The sequence below is a fragment of the Streptomyces sp. RKAG337 genome (assembly GCF_023701715.1).
Lineage (GTDB): Bacteria > Actinomycetota > Actinomycetes > Streptomycetales > Streptomycetaceae > Actinacidiphila.
This window is the reverse complement of the sequence record NZ_JAJOZA010000001.1, coordinates 5176532-5197276: the sequence shown is the minus strand read 5'-3', so window position 1 is coordinate 5197276 and position 20745 is coordinate 5176532. Positions and strand designations below refer to the sequence as shown.

The window sequence follows — 20745 nt, the reverse complement described above, 5'->3', positions numbered from 1 at the left end:
AACGGGGCAAGGCGAGGGTTATGTCCAGACGCTACCGAGGCAATCCCGCAGCGGCGATCATTCTGATCGTCGCAGATGTCGCGGCCCTGATCCTGATCCTGTGGATACTCATGTATCTGCTCGACGCCAACAGGGCCAATGACCTGGTCAACTGGGTCCACCATTCAGCGAATTGGCTCGCGGGCTGGTCCCTCGACCTGTTCACCATGGATTCGGACAAACTCCGCACCGTGCTGAACTACGGCCTGCCGGCCGTCGTTTACCTGGTCATCGGCCATGCCGTGGCCGGCCGGGTCAATCGGGCCTGATCCGGCGGCGCGGAAGAAACCGGCCGGAAGGCCGGCCGCCGGAGCCCGGCCGAGCCCTGGCGGCAACGTCCCCTGACAGCACGGCCGTACGTCCTAGCAGCAGCCCGCGTCGTCCGGAGCCAGGCCGATCGGGAGCCGCTCGCCCCCGAAGACCGCGGTGGTCGCCTCGTCCCCCCGAGCGCGGCCACCGCGAGCAGCAGTGCGCCGGCCGTCCAGGAGGTACGTTCCTCCGGCCAGACGGCGTCGTCGTCGTAGACGTAGCCCGTCCAGTACATCCCGTCGTCCCCGGTGCGCAGGTGCTGGATGTCGGCGAGGATCTCCACCGCGCGATCGGACTCGCCCATCGCCCACAGGGCGAGGGCGAGTTCCGCGCTCTCCCCGCCGGTGACCCAGGGCCGGTCCGAGACGCAGCGGACCCCGAGGCCGGGCACCACGAAGGTCTCCCACAGCGCCTCGATGCGCTGCTTGGCGGCGGGGCCGCGCAGCGCGGTGCCGAGCACCGGGTAGTACCAGTCCATGGAGAAGCGCCCCTTGTCGAGGAAGCGCTCGGGGTGGTGCAGCACCGCGTGACCGAGCAGGCCGGTCGCCAGTTCCCAGTCGGGCTGCGGCTCCTCGCGGTAGTCCGCGACGGCCAGCGCGCAGCGCAGCGCCTGGTAGATCGAGGACGAGCCGGTGAGCAGCGCCTCCTCGGGGAAGCTGCCGTCGTCGTCGCGCTTCCAGGCGATCTGGCCGCCGGGCAGCTGGAGCGCCAGCACGAACTCCACGGCGGCGGAGAGGGTCGGCCAGAGGCGTTCCAGGAAGGCGTCGTCGCCCGTGGACAGGTAGTGGTGCCAGATGCCCACGGCCACGTAGGCGACGAAGTTGGTCTCGCGGGTCCGGTCGAGGGGCTCCCCGGGCGCCACGGCCGCGTCCGCACCGGGCACGTCGCCCGCGTACGAGTAGGACGCGTACCAGGAGCCGTCGGCGTTCTGCCGGTCGGCGAGCCAGCGGTACGCGGCCTCGGCGCGGCCGTGTTCGCCCGCCGCGTCCAGGGCCATGGCCGCCTCGACGTGGTCCCACGGGTCGAGGTGCCCGCCGGTGAACCACGGTATGGCGCCGTCGGCCCGCTGGATCGCGGCGATGCCGGCCACGGTCAGCTCGGCCTGCTCGGCGGTCAGGACTCCGGGCAGGACGAGGTGTTCGGTACGTCCGGGACTCGTCACGCTTCCACCCGCGCATCCAGCACGGGGGTGTGCGGCTTGGTGGCGTAGGCCACGAAGCTCTTGCCGATCAGCGGGTTGAGCGCCTGCTCGGCGACCTTGGTGGCCAGCGGCTTCTTCATGATGTCCCAGACCAGGAGCTTGTGGTACAGCTTCACCGGCAGGGCCTTGTCGTTGTCGACGCCGACGGCGCACTTGATCCACCAGTACGGGGAGTGCAGTCCGTGCGCGTGGTGGGTGCCGTAGGGCTGGAGGCCGGCCTCGCGCATCTTGCCGAGCAGTTCGTCGCCCCGGTAGATGCGGATGTGGCCGCCCTCGACCTCGTGGTAGGCGTCGGAGAGCGCCCAGCAGATCTTCTCCGGGCCGAAGCGCGGCACGGTGATCGCTATCCGGCCGCCGGGCCGCAGCACCCGCACCATCTCGGCGAGTACGCCCTTGTCGTCCGGGATGTGCTCCATGACCTCGGAGATGATCACGACGTCGAAGCTGTCGTCGGGGAACGGCAGCTGGAGCGCGTCGCCCTCCATCGCGACGGCGGACGCGCCGGCCGGGGCCTCGCCCTCCGCCTTCATCGCCGCGAACCATTTCGCGACCTCGCGGATCTCGTCGCCGTTGCGGTCCAGGGCGACGACATTGGCGCCGCGCCGGTAGCACTCGAAGGCGTGCCTTCCGGCGCCGCAGCCCAGGTCGAGGACCCGGTCGCCAGGGGCGAGCGGGAAACGGGAGAAGTCGACGGTCAGCACGGAGCCTCTGCTTTCGTCCGGTGGGTCGGGGCGGGGGCGGCGGACTGGGCGGCGATCGCCGCTCGGTAGTGCTCGGCCGTGCCGATGGCGGCCTGTTCCCAGGTGAAGCGGCTGAGGACGCGCTGCCGGCCGGCCACGCCGAGGCGGCGCCGCAGGTCCGCGTCCCCGAGCAGCCGGCCCAGGGCGGTGGCGAGCGCGCCGGCGTCACCGGGCGGTACGGCGAGACAGGTCTCGCCGTCGGTCCCGGCGACCTCGGGGATCGCGCCGCCGGTGGTGGCGACCAGCGGGGTGCCGGTGGCCATCGCCTCGGCGGCGGGCAGTGAGAAGCCTTCGTAGAGCGAGGGGACGCAGGCGACCTCGGCACCGCGGATGAGGTCGACGAGTTCGGCGTCGGTGATGCCCTTGACGAAGTCGATGGCGCCTTCGAGGCCGAACCGGGTGATGGCGGCGGCGACCGGTCCGTCCTCGGCGCGCTTGCCGACGACGACGAGATGCGCGTCGGGTCGCTCCGCGCGGAGCTTGGCGAGCGCTTCGACGAGGTGGACCAGGCCCTTCAGCGGCACATCGGCGCTGGAGGTGGTGACGATCCGGCCGGGGATCTCGGGCACCGAGGCGTCCGGCGAGAAGAGCCGGGTGTCGGCGCCGATGTGGACGACGTGGACGCGGTCCTGCCGCACCCCCAGGTCCTCCACGATCTCGGCGCGGGAGGAGCCGGAGACGGTCAGCACGGACGGCAGCCGGCGCGCGACGCGCTTCTGCATCTGCGTGAAGCCGTACCAGCGGCGCACCGACAGCCGGCGCTTCCAGCTGGGCGCCGCGGCCAGGTCCAGCCGCCGGTCGACGGTGATCGGGTGGTGGATCGTGGTGACCAGCGGGGTGCCCAGGCCGAGCAGCCCGTAGCCGAGCGTCTGGTTGTCGTGGATCACGTCGAACTCGCCGCGCCGGGCCGCCAGGTGGCGCCGGGCGCGCAGCGAGAACGTCAGCGGCTCCGGGAAGCCACCGGTCCACATCGTGCCGACCTCGACCGCGTCGATCCAGTCGCGGTACTCGCGCAGCCGGGGATTGCGGAACGGGTCCGGCTGCCGGTACAGGTCCAGGCTGGGCAGCTCGGTGAGGGTCACCCCGGCACCGACGGCGTCGAGCACCGGATAGGGCTGGGCACCGATCACCTCGACGGTGTGGCCGAGCCGGGCGAGCTCACGGGAGAGATGGCGTACGTAGACGCCCTGGCCCCCGCAGAAGGGGTTCCCCTTGTAGGTGAGCAGCGCGATCCGTAGTGGCATGGCCTCAACGGTCACTCCCGGCCCCCTTCTCACTCACTTCCGCCGGAGCGTAACCGGTCGCGCTAATCTAGAACAAGTTTCAGACTCGAACGTTCAGAACCGAATCTACCGGCAGCGGCACGGCCCCGAATGAGGCGGACCAGGTGATTCGCACCACGACATCTGTCCTGCCATCATGCAACGCAGTGCCACGGTGACCGCGGATTACGGATGGAATGTCACGGAATGGGACATATGACAACAGAACCCAAGCCGCCGACTCCGTCGTCGCCCCTGCTGACCGAACGTCAGGAGGCGCGCCGCCGTCGCATCCTGCACGCCAGCGCGCAGCTCGCCTGCCGCGGCGGTTTCGACGCGGTGCAGATGCGTGAGGTCGCCGAGAACTCGGGCGTCGCGCTCGGCACGCTCTACCGCTACTTCCCGTCCAAGATCCATCTGCTGGTCGCCACCATGCAGGACCAGCTCGGCCAGATGCACGAGACGCTGCGCAAGCGTCCGCCGGACACCGCCGAGCCGGCCGACCGGGTCGCCGAGACGCTGATGCGCGCCTTCCGTGCGATGCAGCGCGAGCCGCATCTGGCCGACGCCATGGTGCGCGCCCTGACGTTCGCCGACCGTTCCGTGAGCCCCGAGGTCGACACGGTCTCCCGGCTCACCACCGCGATCATCCTGGACGCGATGGGCCTGGACGGCCCGCCCACCGCCGACCAGCTCTCCGCGGTCCGGGTGATCGAGCACACCTGGCACTCGGCCCTGGTGACCTGGCTCTCCGGCCGGGCCTCCATCGCCCAGGTGAAGATAGACATCGAAACTGTGTGCCGGCTGATCGACCTGACGGCGCCGGAGCCGCGCGGCTGAGAAGGCGCCTCAGGAACGGCACGCCCGGGACCTGGCGATACCGGCCGGGGGGATGTGCCGGAGGCACCCCCAGGTGGCCCCTGTCGCACGCACATTCCCGGCGTGCGGGGGGCACATGGGCGCACGGAATGCGCCTCCGTGCATCTCCTTGGCCGGATTGCGGGGCCATCCCTGACGACATCGCGGGTACGAATGGGGTTGCTCGCACGGTCCGGTCCACGGGGTTCTCGAAGGGGCAAATGTGATCCGGGTTTTACTAGTACATGACACATGGCTCATGCGATCCGCGCTCGCGGCGCTGCTGGGCAGGGAACATGACATCGAAGTGGTGGCCACACCATGGCGCAACGCACCAAGACGCGCCCGCTCGTTACGGCCTCAAGTGTGCGTGGTCGACGTGGAGTGTCCCGGCGCCGAACACGGCAACGTGGCCCAGCTGACGGAGTTACAGGACTACGCGGTCGGCCAGGAATGCGCGCTGCTCGTGCTGGCCACCGCGAGCCGCCCGGGGCTGCTGCGCCGCGCTTCGCAGGCGCGTGCGCTGGGGTTCGTCAACAAGGACGCACCGCCCGAGGAACTGGTCCGCGGGATCAGGAGAGTCGCTACGGGGGAACGTTTCGTCGACAATTCGCTCGCTTTTGATTTCCTCCAGGCCGCCGACATTCCGCTGACACCCCGTGAGTTGAGCGTGCTGTCACTCGCCGCCGAGGGCGCGTCCATCGGCGAGATCGCCCGCGTCCTGCACCTGTGCAACGGCACCGTGCGCAACTACATGGCCGCGATCACCCGCAAGACGGGCGCCCGGAACCGGGTCGACGCCATACGAATATCCCGGGTGGCCGGCTGGCTCTGACCAGTTCCCCACCAGGTCCCGGTAGAGCGCGGACCGCTCCAGCAGCTCCTCGTGGCCGCCGCAGACCGTATGCGTGCCGTCCATGACCAGCACCCGGTCCGCGCGCCGCGCCGAGCTGATGCGGTGCGCGATCACGATCAGCGCTCCACCGCCGGGGCGGAGTGCGAAGGCCCGTTCCGCACGGGCCTCCGCCGCCGGGTCGAGATGGCAGGTCGCCTCGTCCAGCAGCACCAGCGGCGCGGGCGACAGATAGGCGCGGGTCAGCGCCAGCAGCTGCCGCTCCCCCTGGGACAACGTGCCCGGCTCCGCGATGCCGTCCAACCCGCCCATCCGGTCCAGCAGTTCCGCCATCCCGACGGCCCCGGCCGCCGCCCGCAGCCGGCTGTCGGAGACCGGCTCGGGTCCCGGGCACAGGTAGGACAGGTTGTCGCGGACGCTGCCGGCGAAGACGTACGCCTCCTGCGGGATCAGCACCCGCATCCCCGGCAGTTCGGTGGCCGGCCGCTCCCGCAGTGGCCGCCCACCGAGTTCCACCACGCCCGCGCCCGGGCGCAGCAGCCCCCCGATGAGCCCCGCGAGGGTCGACTTGCCGATCCCGCTCGGCCCGACGACCGCCAGATGACAGCCGCGCGGCACCACGAGGTCCAGCTCCCGGACCACCGGCTCGGCCAGTTCCCCGTAGGCGAAGGTGACACCGCGCAACTCCACGGCGGGGGCGGCGGGTACGTCCCTGAGGGCGGGCACGTACGGCGCATCCCCGACAGGCGGTGCGTCCGCCGGGTCCGGTGCGGCGGCCTGCGGTACCAGACGGCCGAGGACGACGACGAAGCGCGAGCCGGCCGTGCCCAGCCCCTGGGTCAGGCTCTGGAGTGCCGGCAGCAGCGACTGGGTGAGGTAGGCGAGGGCGCCGACCAGCGCGCCCGCGGTCACCCCTCTCCCCAGCAGCCACGGCGCCGAGGCGAGCAGCAGCACGACGGGGAGCCGGCCGCCGACGCCCAGGGCCAGGGCGCGCAGCACTCCCCAGCGGGCGAGGACCCGTGACGCGCGGAATTCGGTGTCGATCCGCCGTGCGGCCTCCGCCGTCATCCGCTCCTCCGCGCCGCAGGCGGCGATGTCGCGCAGCCCGGCGGCCATCGCGCCCAGGCTCTCGGCCACGTCCTCGTTCGCGGTGAGGAAGGCCGCCTGGCGGCGGTTCATCGGCCGCAGCGTCAGACAGAAGAGCCCGAGCCCCACGAACAGCGGCGGCACGACGACGAGCAGCAGGACGGGGGCCAGCGAGAGCAGTCCGATGAGGGCGCCCGCGACGGTGAACAGGAACGACCGCGACACCATGACGAGACCGGCGAACGTGTCGCGGGCGATCTCGACCTGCTGGGTCAGCCGGGAGACGACCGCGGTGTCCGCGCCGTGCGGGTCGCGTACGGCGTCGTCCAGACCGCGGGCCACCACCCGCCGCACCAGGCCGTCACGCAGCGGCTCCACCAGGGCCGCGACCGCGCGGTAGACCCGGCCGGTCCCGAACGCGCCCGCCGCCACGGCCAGCGCGGCCAGCCCCAGCCAGCCGAGACCCACCCCGGCGCGCCCGGCGAGGAACCCGTCGTCCAGGGCCCGCGCCAGCGCGAATCCGGTCAGGAACGTCTCGACGGCCTCCAGCACCGACCACCCGAGGAGCGCGCCGACCACCCGCGGCCGCCGCCGCAGGAAGCGGATCCCCTCGGCCCGCAGGCCGGAGCCGGCCCGGCCGCCGCGCCGCGTCACCACGATCCCGCCTCCTCCGCCGCCCCTTCCCGATCGCGCTCAGAATCGCGCTCAGCACCAGCATCGGGATCGGTATCGGTATCGGTATCGGTCGGGGCGTGGAACACCGCCCGGTACTCCGGCAGCCGCCAGAGGTGGTCGTGCGGGGCGATGGCGCGGATGCGGCCGTCGTCGAGCCAGGCGACGAGATCGGCGCGGGCGGCGGTGGAGGCGCGGTGCGCGACGATCAGCCGGGAGCGGTCAGGGGTCGGGCTCAGCAGCGCCGCCGTGACCCGGAACTCGGTGACCGTGTCAAGACTGGACGTCGCGTCGTCGAGGATCAGCAGCCGGCCCGGGTGCGCGAAGGCGCGGGCGAGGCCCAGCCGCTGCGACTCGCCGCCGGACAGGAACGCGTCACCGCAGGCAGTGGCGTACCCCTCGGGCAGGAGCCGGATGAAGCTGTCGGCGCAGGCGGTGCGGGCGGCCTCGGTGACCGCGGCCCCGGCGGGCTCGGGAATGCCGAAGGCGATGGTGCCGCCGATGGTGCCGCCCAGCAGCGCGGGGCGCTCGAAGGCGTAGCCGACGGCGCCGCGCAGTTCGTCGTGGGAGAGCCCGTCGAGCGGTACGCCGTCGAGCTCCACGGTTCCCCGGTCCGGGTCGGCGAGCCGTCCGGCGATCGCGGCCAGCACGGACTTGCCGGTGCCGGACCGTCCGACGAGGGCCACGGACGTGCCGCCGGGCAGCGTCAGATCGAGGTCGTCCAGGACGGCGCGGCCGCCCCGTACCGCGGTGATGCCGCGCAGTTCGAGCCGTCCCGTGCCGCCGGCCGGTAGGTGTCCGGTCCCGTACGCGGTGGCCGGTTCGGCGAGCAGTTCGGCGAGCCGGCGGGCGGCGGTGCGGCTGCGGACCAGGCCGTTGATCTGGCCCACGGCCATGCCGAGCGCGGTGGCGAGCACGGCGTACCGCGAGGCCGCCAGCAGCTCGCCGACGCTCAAGTGCCCCTGGGAGACCCGGAGCCCGCCGACCGCGAGGACGGCGATCTGCAGCAGCGGGACGATGATGGCGGCCTGGGCGTTGGAGCGGCCCTGGACCTGCCACATCCGGAGCCCCTGGCGGCGCAGTTCGGGCAGCGGCTCCAGGACCCGGGCGATCTCGCGTTCGGTGGTCGCGGCGGCGGCGATGGTGCGGGCGCCGCCGAGCGCTTCGACGAGCCGGCCCGCGATCTCGCCCTGGGCGGTCTGGTAGCGCGCGACGCTGTCGGTGGCGCGGCGGACGAAGGCCCGCAGGGTCAGGGCGAGGACCGGCAGGCCGGCGAGGAACGCGACGGCGAGCCAGGGGTCGATGAGGGCGAGCGCGACGAGGCCGCCGACCGGGGTGATCACGGTGGCGAGCAGCGTGGCGAGCGCGGCCGGGGCGGTCCCGGCGTGCGCGGCGTTGCCGATCAGCCGGGCGACCAGGTCGCCGGGCGGGAAGCGGGAGGTGGCGCGCGGTCCGGTGGCCAGTACGTGGCGCAGCAGCCGACCGCGTACCCAGGCGGTGCCGCGGGCGTTGGTGACGCCGGTGATCAGCCCGTCGACCGCGTCGAGGAGGACGAGTACGCAGGTGAGGGCGGTGCACAGCAGGATCCAGTGGGTGGCCTGCGGGCCGCTGTCGCGGGTGAGCAGCAGGTCCAGGGTCCGGCCGAGGGCGGCCGGGAGGGCCAGCCCGATGAACGCGGAGGCGGTGGTGCACAGACAGAGCGCGGCGCTGCGGCCCGCGCTGTGCCGGACCGCCGCGCGCAGCAGCCGGTCGGCCTCGGCCGCGGTGGAGGTCCCGGTGGTCCCGCTGGTCCCGCTGGTCCCGCTGGTCTCCGTACCGGTGGAGGTCGCCATGTGGTGGAGGTCCTCACCTCGTTCGCGGTGACGGACACGGTCCCGGGCGGCGTGCTGCCGCCCGGGACCGCGTCCGTGCTCAACTACCTACTGGTGTCACAGGCAGAGAAGAACACTGCCGTGGCTGTTGGTGTCGCAGAGGAGGAGGCTCGCGGTGCTGAGGTCGCCGCCACCGCCGCCGCCGCCGCCGTGGCCCTGCGGGATTTCCAGGCTCTGAAGGTCGAGAAGTGCCATGGTGTAGTCCTTTCGATCATGGGGACGGGGTTGATGTTGTTCCAGCCCCGGTGAAGGGGCTGCTCTGGGGCCGCGTGAGCGGCGGGAGGAACGGGAGGGCCGCGGGCTGTTCGCCCAGTGCCGCGCCGAGCGCGAGCAGGCAGCCGGCCGTTCCGGTGTTGAGGTCCATGGAGAGCCGCATCATCTGGTCGCCGGGGAAGGCGAGCTGGCCCTGATAGGGCATCGCGTACCAGGAGAGTGCGGCGATCTGGGCGGCGAGGTGGCCGGGAGCCGCGTCCGGGGCCGTCGTGCGGCCGAGGTGCAGGATCATGCCGGCCCGTCCGTTGAACAGTCCGGGCTGTGCGTAGTAGCGCGATCTCGCGGCGGGCAGGATCCCGGCCCGCGCCCGTTCGAACTCCTCGTCGGGGCGGTGCGCGAGATAGTCGTCGAGGACCATGCCGATGCCGACGCTGCCCGCTCCGAGATAGGGCATGGTGCGGAAGCCCTCGTTGACGAGCCAGGTGCCCTCCCGGTCCTGGCCGCACTTGGCGAGGTCCTGGCGCAGCGCGGTCGCGGCGAGGTCGAGCAGCTCGGGCGCGCCGGTCCGCTCGTACAGGCGCAGGAAGAGCAGGGCGGAGCCGGTGGCGCCGCGCAGCAGCCCGGTGTGGGTACCGGGCTCGCCGGCCAGCCGGTCGGCGAGCAACTGGGCGGCCTCCACGGCCCGGTCCCGCAGTCCGCTCTCGCCGGTGGTCCTGGACAGGTGCTCAAGGGCCAGTCCCACACCGGCGAGACCGCCGTACAGGTCGGGCACCAGGCGCTGCCAGTTCTCGCCCAGTACGCGCTCGGTCAGATCGAGCGCGCGCGGGGTGTGGCCGAGCCGGTCGAGGACGAACGCGGTGCCGAGCAGCCCGTCGTAGAGGCCGAGCAGGGTGCCGGGCGGCGGCGGGTCGGTATGGCGCAGTAACCATTCCTCACCGGCTTCGTACCGCTCGGCGCCGGTCTCGGCGAGGGCGTACAGGACACCGGCGGCGCCGTGCGCCAGCCCGATCCCGCCGCCGTCGGAGAACTGGGCGACGTCGCCGGGGAACAGCCGGTCGTCGCGTTCCGGGGTCGCCGAGGCGAGGATCGCGGCGACCATCGAGTCGCGGCTGCGCGGCCAGTCGGCCGGCTCCACGGGTACGTACGGGGTCCGGCCCCGGGTGGTGGGACTGGTTCCGGTGATGGTCTCGACAGCCTCGTCGAGGAACTCCCTGGGCACCGGGAACTGTTCGGCGATCACGTCGGCCAGGTGTACGGCCTTGTCGCGGTCCACCACCAGCAGCGTCGTCATCGGCAGGAACAGCGCCAGCCGCAGACAGGCGAGCGCGTACCGGTCCACCTCGAAGCCCCTGCGGTCCGCCGGGGCGATGAAGCCGGGGTGGGCCAGGGCCTGGCGGGTGTGCTCGTCGATGTGCGCGGCGGCCTCGAAGTCCAGCAGCGAGACCGACCGTTCGTCGGGCCCGACCATGATGTTGAACATGTGCAGGTCGTTGAAGACCACACCGCGGCTGTGCACGGCGGCGACGGCCTCCTCGACCGCCGCGTGGATGCCCAGCGCCCAGTCGGTGTAGTCGGCGACGGCCGTGGGGTCGGGATCGATGGAGATCAGCGGATGGCGCTGGGCGAAGAACGAGTTGAGGGTGCGGCCCTCCAGGAAGTCCATCACCAGGAAGCGGTGGTCGCCCAGCACGAACCAGTCGCGGACCTCGGGGGCGATGCCCAGCCCCGACAGCCGTTCCAGGGCGGTCTTCTCGCGCTCCAGCCGGGCGACGGCGTCGGCCCCGTCCGCGGCCAGCCCGGCGTACGGTCTGGCCTCCTTGAGGACGACCTTCTCGCCGGTCCGCACGTCCTGGCCGGTGTAGACACCGCCGCCGTTGGAGAAGTGCAGGGCACTCTCGATGCGGTACGGGAGGTCGTTGGTGGTCGTGGCGTTGCGGGCGTCCAGGTGCGGCTGGAGGAACGCGGGCAGCGTCACCCACGGCGGGATGTGGAAGGCCGGCTCCCGGCGGTCCGGTACGAGCACCCCGTCGCCGTCCTCGACCGCGGAGACCAGCACACCCGAGCCGTCCACGCAGTACCGCTGGACGAATCCGCCGTAGCGGACGTAGAGCGGTCCCTGGTTCCAGCGCAGGTCGCTGAGGATGTACGGGCCGGCCTCGCCGCCGAGCAGGTCCTCCAGTTCCCGGAGGATCGTGTGCAACTGCTCGTCGTCCGAAGGGTAGATGGTGATGCACTTGCCGCTGGACGCCCGTCCCGCGTACTTGGAGTTGCGCAGGTGCAGGGCGTAGGGGCCGGGTACGAACTTGAACGGTATGCCGCGCGGGACGCAGTGGTCCCAAACCTTCGCGATGGTCTTCTCGGCGTTTTCCAGACACGCGGAGACATGGATCTTCCACCCCTGCGGGGGCGATCCGGGTCTGGGGACGCCGGCGCCGTCCACCGGCGTGAAGTGCAGCCAGTCACCGGAGCGTCCGGTGCGCCAGCCCTCGGGGACCGGGCGCTGGGCCGGCTCGTAGAGCGACGCACCGGATCCCTTGTCGGAACCGGAGCCCGTGGACAAGCGGTCCGGGGTCTCGTAGAAATACCTGTCGACTAGGCAAAAGACCTCGTACCGCTTGTCCATGACTCTCCCCCTCCGGCCTCGAGGTGCTGAGATTTTCACGTGGCCGAAACGGGGAACAGTCGCGTCCGTAACGAAACACCCGTGCAGAACGCATATGTGCGTAATGCACGGGTGTGCAGCCGCACGTCAGGACGTGTCCTGACCTGCGGCTGGACAGCTGTTCCGCACCAGGTCGTTACTCCTCGGGCGGGAAGACCGGCTCACCGGTGGCGAGCAGGGTGAGCGTGATCGCCTCCACCGGGCACCCTTCGGCAGCCGCCAGCACCTGTTCCGAGGCGTCGGCCTCGGCGGCGGCGGGGTGGGACTGCCGGGCGCCGTCGAGGGTGAAGCCGTCCGGGGCCGCGTTGACGCACATGCCGGAGCCGATGCAGACCGTACGGTCCACCTCGATGTGCCAGCGGTCGCCCATCAGCCCTCCGCCCCCGCCGTACCGGCCGGCGCCTGGTATCCGGCCGGCAGGTGGATCATCTTGTGCTCCAGGTACTCGCCGAAGCCCTCGGGGCCGAACTCCCGGCCCACGCCCGAGTTCTTGTAGCCGCCGAACGGGCCGAGCATGTCGAGGCTGAAGGTGTTCACCGAGTACGTGCCGGTGCGCACCTGGCGGGCGATGTCGATGCCGTGCTCGACGTCGGCGGTCCACACGCTGCCGGACAGCCCGAACTCGGAGTCGTTGGCGATCCGCAGCGCCTCGGCCTCGTCGTCGTACGGGAGCAGGCAGATGACCGGGCCGAAGATCTCCTCGCGGGCGATCCGCATGGAGTTGCTGACATCGCCGAAGAGCGTCGGTTCGACGTACCAGCCGGTGTCCAGTCCGGCCGGCCGGCCGCCGCCGGTCAGCACCTTCGCGCCCTCCTCCTGACCGATCTTGATGTAGTCGAACGAGCGCTGCTGCTGACGCTGGGCGACCAGCGGGCCGACCTCGGTGGCCGGGTCGAGCGGGTCGCCGACGACCAGCGCGGAGGCCGCCGCGGCGAAGCGCTCGGCGATCTCGTCGTAGCGGGAGCGCGGCGCCAGGATCCGGGTCTGGGCCACGCACGCCTGGCCGTTGTTCATCCAGGCGGCCGAGGTGATGCCGGGGACGGCGGTGTCCAGGTCCACGTCCGGGAGGATGACGGCGGCGGACTTGCCGCCCAGTTCCAGGGTGACGCGGGTGAGGTTGCGGGACGCGACCTCCATCACCCGCCGGCCGGCCCCGACCGAGCCGGTGAACGACACCTTGTCGACGCCGGGGTGGCCGACCAGGTACTCGCTGACCTCCCGGTCGGCCGCCACGACCGACAGCACGCCGTCGGGCAGCCCGGCCTCCTTGGTGATCTCGGCCAGCACGTACGCGTCGAGCGGGGTCTCCGGCGACGGCTTCAGTACGACGGTGCAGCCGGTGAGCAGCGCGGGCGCGAGCTTGGCGGCGGCGGTGAACTGCGGGACGTTCCACGGCACCACGGCCGCGACGACCCCGACGGGCTCGCGGCGGACCAGGATCGGGCCGAGGACGCCGGTGCGGTGCTCCTCGTAGGGGAAGTCGCGGGCGACGGTGATCGCCGCGTCCCACACCATCATCGCGCCGAGCGACTGGGCGAGGATGCTCCAGGAGTAGGGGGAGCCGTTCTCCGAGCTGATGAGACGGCCTATCTCGTCGTACCGGACCGCGATCGCGTCCTTGATGCGGGTGACGACGGCGATCCGCTCGTCGAGGGTCATCCGCGGCCACGGACCCTCGTCGAACGCCTTGCGGGCCGTGGCGACCGCGCGGTCCACGTCGGCGCGGGAGGCGTGCGGCACCCGCCCGATGACCTGCTCGGTGTGCGGGGAGATGACCTCGATGGTCTCGCTGCCGAGCGGGTCCACCAACTCCCCGCCGATGAACAGCTGTCCGTGTTCGATGAGGTCGGTCATTACTGGTGCCTCCTGCGGGTCGGCCCATACCTGACGCTGTTTCAGAACTGATACCAGTTCTAGTTATAGTGGGCAATGACTTCGTCGGCGAGAGGGGACCAGATGGTGCGCGTGACCGACCACGGCGGAGGGGTCTGGAGCATCCCGGTCCCGATTCCCGACAACCCCCTCGGCCACACGCTCGTCCATCTCCTGGACACCGACCGTGGTCCCGTGCTGATCGACACCGGCTGGGACGACCCGGACTCGTACGCCGCGCTGGAGGCCGGTCTCGTCGAGGCGGGCACCTCCGTCGCCGAGGTGCACGGCGTCCTCATCACCCACCACCACCCCGACCACCACGGGCTGTCCGCGCAGGTCCGGGAGGTGTCCGGGGCCTGGATCGCGATGCACGCCGCCGACGCGGACGTGGTGCGACGCACCCGGTCCGCCGAGCCGGCCCGCTGGATGTCCTTCATGATGGCGAAGCTCATCGCCGCCGGGGCCCCCGAGGAGCACCTCGCCCCGCTGCGCGCCGCCCGCGCCGCCGGCCGGCCGACCACCCTGCCGGGGCTGCGGCCCGCGCTCCCGGACCGGGACATCGAACCCGGCGAGCTCGTGGACCTCGCCGGCCGGCGGCTGCGCGCCATCTGGACGCCCGGCCACACCCCCGGGCACGTCTGCCTGTTCCTGGAGGAGAGCCGGCGGTTGTTCTCCGGCGACCACCTGCTGCCGGGGATCTCCCCGCACATCGGGCTGTACGAGGACCCCGACGACGAGGTCGAGACCGATCCGCTCGGCGACTACCTGGCCTCGCTGGAGCGCATCGGCCGGCTCGACCCCGACGAGGTGCTGCCCGCCCACCAGTACGCGTTCAAGGACGCGGCGGGCCGGGTGCGGGAGCTGCTCGACCACCACGAGGAGCGGCTCGCCGGGCTGGCGGCACTGATCAGCGACGCACCGCGCACGCCCTGGCAGCTCGCCGAGGTGATGGAGTGGAACCGCCCCTGGGAGCAGATCCCGTTCGGCTCCCGCAACATCGCCGTCTCCGAGGCCGAGGCCCATCTGCGGCGGCTGGTGAAGGCCGGCCGCGCCGAGGCCGTCCCCGGCTCCGACCCGGTCACGTACCAGGCGGTCTGACGGAACGGGCGGCCGGGGCACGGGCGGGCCGGGACCGGGAGCGGCACCCGCAGGGCATACGATGTTCGGGACAATTCCATCCACGTCCGAGCGGGGGAAGCCGGCGCGAATCCGGCACTGACCCGCAACCGTGAGCCGTCCCCAGGGCAGGGGCGGCGAGTCGGAGTACCCGCGCGGACGGGAGCGGCTCCCGGTCCGGCAGATGCGGCGACGTATCGGCGGTGACCGGCACCGTCGAGGTAACGGAGCCGGAGCCCGGTGCCCCGCGCATGGCGCGGGCTCGCAGCGGTGCGCCCGGCCACGCACCCGCTCAGCGAAAGGCATCAACCCCTCATGAACCTCCGTCGCAGCGCCGCCGCGCTCGCCGCCGCCACCGTGCTCGGTATGGCCGCGGTGCCCGCGGCCTCCGCCGACACCCCGCTGCCGCCGGGTCTCTACGGCACCGGGGACCCGACGTACGACGGGGTGTGGCGGCAGTCGTACGCGCTGCTGGCGCTGGACACCGCCGGGGTGAAGCCGGCCGACAGCGCCGTGGCCTGGCTGACCGGTCAGCAGTGCGCGGACGGCGGCTTCCCGTCGTACCGGGCCGACCCGGCGAAGGCCTGCGACGCCAAGACGGAGGACACCAACGCGACGGGCATCGCCGTGCAGGCGCTCACCGCGCTGGGCGGCAAGGACGCCATCGTGAAGAAGGCCACCGACTGGCTGACCTCGGTGCGCAACAAGGACGGCGGCTGGTCGTACAACCCCGGCGGCGCCTCCGACCCGAACTCCACCGGTGTCGTGATCGGCGCGCAGAGCGCTGTCCGGGAGGCCTCGGACAGCCTCAAGGCCTTCCAGTTCGGCTGCGACGCCAAGGCCGCCGACCGCGGCGCCTTCGGCTACCCGATGAACGGCAAGCTCACGGTGAACGCCAAGGCCACCGCCGACGCGGTGCGCGGCGCCCACGGCGCGGGATTCGTCGTCGCCCCGTCGACCACGAACGTGGTCGCGACCGCCCCGGACTGCGCGTCGCCCGACGCCTACAAGAAGCTCGACGCGGACGGTGCCGCCTCGGCCGGCGGCGCGTACCTGACGACGCAGCTCACCGCGGGCGGCGGCCACCTGACCGCCGTCACGCCGGGCGCGGACAAGCCGACGCCGGACTACGGCACCACCGCCGACGCCGTGATCGCGCTGGCCGCGATCCACCAGCGCGACACGGCGAAGACGTCGTACGACTGGCTCGCGAAGAACTCCGCGACCTGGTCGAAGGGCAACCCCGCGGCCCTGTCCCAGCTGATCCTCGCCGCCCACGCGACGGGCAACGACCCGCGGAGCGCCGGTGGCGCGGACCTCGTCCAGCAGCTGACCAACCTCGGCCCGAAGCCGGCCGCCGTGGCGAGCGCGAGCCCGTCGCCGTCCGACAAGACCGAGAAGAAGGACGACAAGTCCTCCTCGGCCACCTGGTGGATCGTCGGGGTCTTCTTCGTCGCCAGCATCGGCGTCGGGTTCCTCGTCAGCGGCCGCAAGAAGAAGCAGGGCTGATGCCGCGCCCCCGGCTGCGGGTCCTCGCCGTCCTGCTGGCGCTCGGCGCGCTGCTCGCGGTCTCCGCCCTGCCCGCGCAGGCCGCCGCGTACCGCTACTGGTCGTTCTGGCAGCGCTCCGGCGACACCTGGACGTACGCGCAGACCGGTCCCGCGCTGGACCGGCCCGCCGACGGGTCGGTGGAGGGCTGGCGCTTCGCGGCCAGCGCCGAGGCGCAGGACTCCTCGAAGCCGCGTGATGTCCCCGGCGCCACGTCGTTCGCCGCGATCTGCACGGGCACCCCGCCCAAGGGCGGCACCAAGCGCATCGCCCTCGTGCTGGACTTCGGCACCGCCGCCGACGCGGGCGGCGGTGCGGCACCGCCCGCGCCGCGTACCGCCTGCGCCCAGGTCCCGGGCGACGCGACGGGCGCCGACGCGCTCGCCGCCGTCGCCAAGCCGCTGCGCTACAACTCGGCCGGCATGGTGTGCGCCATCGCCGGCTACCCGAAGGCGGGCTGCGGGGAGCCGGTCGCCGAAGGCTCCGGCGGCTCCGGCACGGCATCGGCGTCGAAGAGCCCCGCGCCGCAGGCGTCGGGCGATTCCGGCGGTGACGGCGGGGGTCCCTCGGTCGGTTGGTTCGCCGGCATCGCCGCCGTCCTCGCCCTCGGCGGGGCGGCCCTCTGGCAGGCCCGCCGCCGGCGCGGATGAACACCGGGGTACGCCGGAACACCGCCGGCCGCGGGGCCGCCGTCGCCACCCGGTCGACGGCGCTGCACGCCGGGGCGTGGTGGCTGTGGGCGCTGGGGCTGGCGACGGCGGCGTCCAGGACCACCAATCCGCTGCTGCTCCTGCTGCTGGTCGCGGTCGCGGGCTATGTGGTCGCCGCCCGCCGCACGGACGCGCCCTGGGCGAAGTCCTACGGGGCGTTCCTGAAGCTGGGACTGGTGGTGCTGGCGATCCGGCTGGCCTTCGCGGTCCTGCTCGGCTCGCCGATCCCGGGGACCTACGTGCTGTTCAGGCTGCCCGAGGTCCCGCTGCCCGACTGGGCGCGGGGGGTCAGGCTGGGCGGGAAGGTGACCGCGGAGGGTCTGCTGTTCGCGCTGTACGACGGCATGAAGCTGGCCACCCTGCTGGTCTGCGTGGGCGCGGCGAACGCGCTCGCCAACCCGGCCCGGCTGCTCAAGTCGCTGCCGGGCGCGCTGTACGAGGCGGGTGTCGCGGTCGTCGTGGCGATGACCTTCGCGCCGAACCTCGTCACCGATGTGCAGCGGCTGCGCGCCGCCCGCCGGCTGCGGGGCCGTGACGACCGCGGGGTGCGGGCGCTGCTGCAGGTCGGACTGCCGGTTCTGGAAGGGGCGCTGGAGCGGTCGGTGGCACTGGCCGCCGCGATGGACGCCCGCGGCTACGGCCGCTCCGCCGACGTGCCGGCCGGGATACGCCGGACGACGGCCGCGCTGACGCTGGGCGGACTGCTCGGCGTGTGCGCGGGAACGTACGCACTGCTGTCCGCGTCCGGCGCCGGGTACGGCGTGCCGGTGCTGCTGCTCGGGCTGGTCTCGGCGCTGGCGGGGCTGCGGCTCGGCGGCCGGCGGTCGATCCGCAGCCGCTACCGGCCCGACCGGTGGGGGGCGCGGGCCTGGCTGGTGTCGGGCTCCGGGGTCGCGGTGGCGGGGCTGATGATCTGGGCGGCCTCGCACGATCCGCTGGCGCTGGCCCCGCCGACGATCCCGCTCGCCGCGCCCACGCTGCCCCTGTGGCCCGCGCTCTCGATCCTGATCGGGCTGCTGCCGGCGTTCGTCGCACCACCCCCGGCGCCGCCCCGGCCCACCCTGGTGTCCCCGGCCCAGCACGTCGGGCCGGCCCCGCAGGTCAGGCCGGCCCCGCACGTCGTCCCGGCCCCACACGTCGTCCCGACCCGGCACGTCATCCCCAAGCCGAACTCGAAGGAGGACCGCACGTGATCCGCTTCGAGCAGGTCTCCGTCCGGTACGACGACGCCGCGGAGCCCGCCGTCGCCGGAGTGGACCTCACCGTCCCCGAGGGTGAACTGTGCCTGCTCGTCGGGCCGTCCGGAGTCGGTAAGTCGACTCTGCTGGGCGCGGTGTCCGGCCTGGTGCCGCACTTCACGGGCGGGGTCCTGTCCGGCCGGGTCACCGTGGCGGGCCGTGACACCCGCACGCACAAGCCGCGCGAACTCGCCGATGTCGTCGGCACGGTCGGCCAGGATCCGCTGTCGCACTTCGTCACCGACACCGTCGAGGACGAACTCGCCTACGGCATGGAGTCGCTGGGCCTGGCGCCCGCCACCATGCGCCGCCGCGTCGAGGAGACCCTCGACCTGCTGGGCCTGGCCGAGCTGCGGGACCGGCCGATCGCCACGCTCTCCGGCGGCCAGCAGCAGCGCGTCGCCATCGGCTCGGTGCTCACCGTCCACCCCAAGGTGCTGGTGCTGGACGAGCCGACGTCCGCGCTGGATCCCGGCGCGGCCGAGGAGGTGCTGGCCGTGCTGCAGCGGCTGGTCCACGACCTGGGGACCACGGTGCTGATGGCGGAGCACCGGCTGGAGCGCGTCGTGCAGTACGCGGACCAGGTGATCCTGCTGCCCGCCCCCGGCGCCGCCCCGCTGCAGGGGGCGCCCGCCGACATCATGGCGCTCTCCCCCGTGCACCCGCCGGTGGTGGCGCTGGGCCGCCTCGCGGGCTGGTCGCCGCTGCCGCTGTCGGTGCGTGACGCGCGCCGGAAGGCCGGACCGCTGCGTGAGCGGCTGGCGGACCGTACTCCCCCGGCCGCGCCCGTGCTGCCGGCCGCCGCCGCGCCGGTGGCGGTGCTCGACCGGCTCTCCGTCCGCCGGGGCAGGACCGAGGCGCTGCGCCAGGTGTCGCTGACCGTCCGGCCGGGCGAGGCCGTCGCGCTGATGGGCCGCAACGGAGCGGGCAAGTCGACGCTGCTGTCCACGCTCGTCGGGCTGCACACGGCCGCCTCCGGCACGGTGACGGTCGGCGGCCTGGTCCCGTCCAGGACGAAGCCGGGCGAGCTGATCCGGCAGGTGGGCCTGGTGCCGCAGGAGCCGCGGGACCTGCTCTACGCGGACACCGTGGCCGGCGAGTGCGCGGCCGCCGACCAGGACGCGCAGGCCGCGCCCGGCACCTGCCGCGCGCTGGTCACCGCACTCCTGCCGGGCGTCCTCGACGAGACCCATCCCCGTGATCTCTCCGAGGGCCAGCGGCTGGCCTTGGCGCTGTCCGTCGTCCTGGCCGCCCGGCCGCCGCTGCTGCTGCTCGACGAGCCGACCCGCGGCCTCGACTACGCCGCCAAGGGCCGGCTGATCGCCCAGCTGCGGGCGCTGGCGGCGGACGGCCACGCGATCGTGCTGGCCACCCACGACGTCGAGCTCGCCGCCGAACTCGCCCACCGGGTGGTGATCCTGGCCGACGGCGAGGTGGTCGCGGACGGCCCGACCGCCGAGGTCGTGGTCTCCTCCCCCGGCTTCGCCCCCCAGGTCTCCAAGATCCTCGCGCCGCTCCCCTGGCTGACCGTCCCGCAGGTCGCGCTGGCCCTGGAGGAGTCGTCATGACGCCTCCCGGAACACCACCTGGAACGTCTCCTGCAACACCACCCGGAACGCCCCTCGGAACGTCTCCCGGACCACCACCCGGAACGTCTCCCGGGCTGCGACCGCGCGCCGACCGTCAGGTACGCCCCATCCGGCTCGGGCCGCGGTCCGTCGTCGCGCTGGCACTGATCTCCGCGATCGGCATCGCGCTGTTCGGCTGGCCGCTGCTCGCCGACCCCGGCACCGGGCTCGCCCACAGCAAGGACGCCCCCTGGCTGTTCGCCGCGCTGCTGCCGATGCTGATCGCCGTGGTGATCGCGACGATCGCGGACGGCGGGATGGACGCCAAGTCGATCGCGATGCTCGGGGTGCTGGCCGCCGTCGGTGCGGCCCTGCGCCCACTGGGCGCCGGCACGGCCGGCATCGAGCCGATGTTCTTCCTGATGGTGCTGTCGGGACGGGTGCTGGGCCCCGGATTCGGCTTCGTGCTGGGAGCCGTGTCGATGTTCGCGTCGGCGCTGCTCACCGGCGGCGTCGGACCGTGGATGCCGTTCCAGATGCTCTCGATGGGCTGGGTCGCGATGGGCGCGGGCCTGCTGCCACGCCCCGACACGCTGCGCGGCCGCGGCGAGCGGGTGATGCTCGCCTGCTACGGCGTCTTCTCGTCGATCTTCTACGGCACGGTCATGAATCTGCAGGGCTGGGTGACCATCGGCGGGCTGTCCTCCGGGATCTCCTACGTCGGCGGCGACCCGGTCCTCGACAACCTCCGCCGTTTCGTCGCGTACTGCCTCGCCACCTCGCTCGGCTGGGACCTCCCGCGCGCCGCCGTCACCGCGATCCTCACGCTCACGCTCGGCGCGACGATCCTCAAGGCGCTGCGCCGGGCGACGCGGCGCGCGGCGTTCGACGTGCCCACCGGTTTCCAGACGCCGGACGGCTGAT

Annotated in this window: 16 protein-coding genes, 2 pseudogenes and 1 riboswitch; of the genes and pseudogenes, 9 read left to right on the top strand and 9 right to left on the bottom strand. The window is 72.9% G+C overall.

All coding sequences use genetic code 11. The annotated features are described in order from the left end of the window. The first annotated feature begins 20 nt into the window (after positions 1-20). Positions 21-308 carry a hypothetical protein gene (locus tag LNW73_RS22995; protein ID WP_250975705.1) on the top strand — a complete coding sequence of 96 codons (288 nt, stop codon included), beginning with the start codon at positions 21-23 and terminating at the stop codon, positions 306-308. A 93-nt stretch (positions 309-401) separates the two neighbouring features. On the opposite strand, the pseudogene LNW73_RS22990 reads toward LNW73_RS22995, so the two are convergent. The 3 genes and pseudogenes from LNW73_RS22990 to LNW73_RS22980 form a co-directional block, all read right to left on the bottom strand. Further along, positions 402-1510: pseudogene (locus LNW73_RS22990) on the bottom strand (prenyltransferase). Next, positions 1507-2250 (bottom strand): class I SAM-dependent methyltransferase, encoded by a 744-nt coding sequence (locus LNW73_RS22985; protein WP_250991187.1) that lies wholly within the window; start codon positions 2248-2250, stop codon positions 1507-1509. Before LNW73_RS22985 ends, LNW73_RS22990 begins: the two are co-directional and overlap by 4 nt. Next, the gene (locus LNW73_RS22980; protein ID WP_250991186.1) at positions 2244-3533 is read right to left on the bottom strand and encodes a glycosyltransferase family 4 protein; all 1290 of its coding nucleotides are present in this window, start codon (positions 3531-3533) and stop codon (positions 2244-2246) included. The genes LNW73_RS22985 and LNW73_RS22980 overlap by 7 nt, the downstream gene beginning before the upstream one ends. A gap of 234 nt (positions 3534-3767) precedes the next feature. Between LNW73_RS22980 and LNW73_RS22975 the strand changes: the two genes are divergently transcribed. Together LNW73_RS22975 and LNW73_RS22970 are read left to right on the top strand one after the other, a co-directional pair. After that, positions 3768-4391 (top strand): TetR family transcriptional regulator, encoded by a 624-nt coding sequence (locus LNW73_RS22975; protein WP_250975708.1) that lies wholly within the window; start codon positions 3768-3770, stop codon positions 4389-4391. A gap of 277 nt (positions 4392-4668) precedes the next feature. Next, a complete protein-coding gene (locus LNW73_RS22970) occupies positions 4669-5244 on the top strand; it encodes a response regulator transcription factor (RefSeq protein WP_164296714.1) in 576 nt (191 codons plus the stop codon). A 270-nt stretch (positions 5245-5514) separates the two neighbouring features. On the opposite strand, the pseudogene LNW73_RS36435 reads toward LNW73_RS22970, so the two are convergent. The 6 genes and pseudogenes from LNW73_RS36435 to LNW73_RS22940 all read right to left on the bottom strand — a co-directional run. Beyond that, positions 5515-6330: pseudogene (locus LNW73_RS36435) on the bottom strand (ATP-binding cassette domain-containing protein); the annotation flags it as partial. Positions 6331-6998: 668 nt separating this feature from the next. Further along, positions 6999-8852, bottom strand: coding sequence for an ABC transporter ATP-binding protein (locus LNW73_RS22960; protein ID WP_250991184.1), 1854 nt, complete (start codon positions 8850-8852; stop codon positions 6999-7001). Between the two features lie 96 nt (positions 8853-8948). Beyond that, complete coding sequence (locus tag LNW73_RS22955; protein ID WP_164296709.1) at positions 8949-9086, bottom strand: SapB/AmfS family lanthipeptide; 138 nt, start codon at positions 9084-9086, stop codon at positions 8949-8951. A 16-nt stretch (positions 9087-9102) separates the two neighbouring features. After that, a complete protein-coding gene (lanKC, locus tag LNW73_RS22950) occupies positions 9103-11727 on the bottom strand; it encodes a class III lanthionine synthetase LanKC (protein ID WP_250991183.1) in 2625 nt (874 codons plus the stop codon). A 175-nt stretch (positions 11728-11902) separates the two neighbouring features. Next, positions 11903-12136 carry a ferredoxin gene (locus LNW73_RS22945; RefSeq protein ID WP_250975713.1) on the bottom strand — a complete coding sequence of 78 codons (234 nt, stop codon included), beginning with the start codon at positions 12134-12136 and terminating at the stop codon, positions 11903-11905. Continuing rightward, positions 12136-13620, bottom strand: coding sequence for an aldehyde dehydrogenase (locus tag LNW73_RS22940; protein WP_250991182.1), 1485 nt, complete (start codon positions 13618-13620; stop codon positions 12136-12138). The genes LNW73_RS22945 and LNW73_RS22940 overlap by 1 nt, the downstream gene beginning before the upstream one ends. Positions 13621-13722: 102 nt before the next feature. On the opposite strand from LNW73_RS22940, the gene LNW73_RS22935 reads away from it, so the two are divergent. The 6 genes from LNW73_RS22935 to LNW73_RS22910 all read left to right on the top strand — a co-directional run bounded on the left by LNW73_RS22935 (position 13723) and on the right by LNW73_RS22910 (position 20744). Then, a complete protein-coding gene (locus tag LNW73_RS22935; RefSeq protein WP_250991181.1) occupies positions 13723-14739 on the top strand; it encodes an MBL fold metallo-hydrolase in 1017 nt (338 codons plus the stop codon). 65 nt (positions 14740-14804) lie between these two features. Next, positions 14805-14930, top strand: a riboswitch (cobalamin riboswitch). A gap of 142 nt (positions 14931-15072) precedes the next feature. Then, positions 15073-16266: a prenyltransferase/squalene oxidase repeat-containing protein gene (locus LNW73_RS22930; protein ID WP_250991180.1), complete on the top strand. Its 1194-nt coding sequence runs from the start codon at positions 15073-15075 to the stop codon at positions 16264-16266. Further along, positions 16266-16955, top strand: a complete 690-nt coding sequence (locus LNW73_RS22925) for an SCO2322 family protein (protein WP_374118156.1) — start codon at positions 16266-16268, stop codon at positions 16953-16955. Before LNW73_RS22930 ends, LNW73_RS22925 begins: the two co-directional genes overlap by 1 nt. Next, positions 16952-18208: a CbiQ family ECF transporter T component gene (locus LNW73_RS22920; protein ID WP_250993008.1), complete on the top strand. Its 1257-nt coding sequence runs from the start codon at positions 16952-16954 to the stop codon at positions 18206-18208. The genes LNW73_RS22925 and LNW73_RS22920 overlap by 4 nt, the downstream gene beginning before the upstream one ends. Continuing rightward, positions 18205-19821 (top strand): ABC transporter ATP-binding protein, encoded by a 1617-nt coding sequence (locus tag LNW73_RS22915; protein WP_250991179.1) that lies wholly within the window; start codon positions 18205-18207, stop codon positions 19819-19821. The genes LNW73_RS22920 and LNW73_RS22915 overlap by 4 nt, the downstream gene beginning before the upstream one ends. Then, positions 19818-20744, top strand: a complete 927-nt coding sequence (locus LNW73_RS22910; RefSeq protein ID WP_250991178.1) for an ECF transporter S component — start codon at positions 19818-19820, stop codon at positions 20742-20744. Before LNW73_RS22915 ends, LNW73_RS22910 begins: the two co-directional genes overlap by 4 nt. The last annotated feature ends 1 nt before the right edge of the window (position 20745 follow it).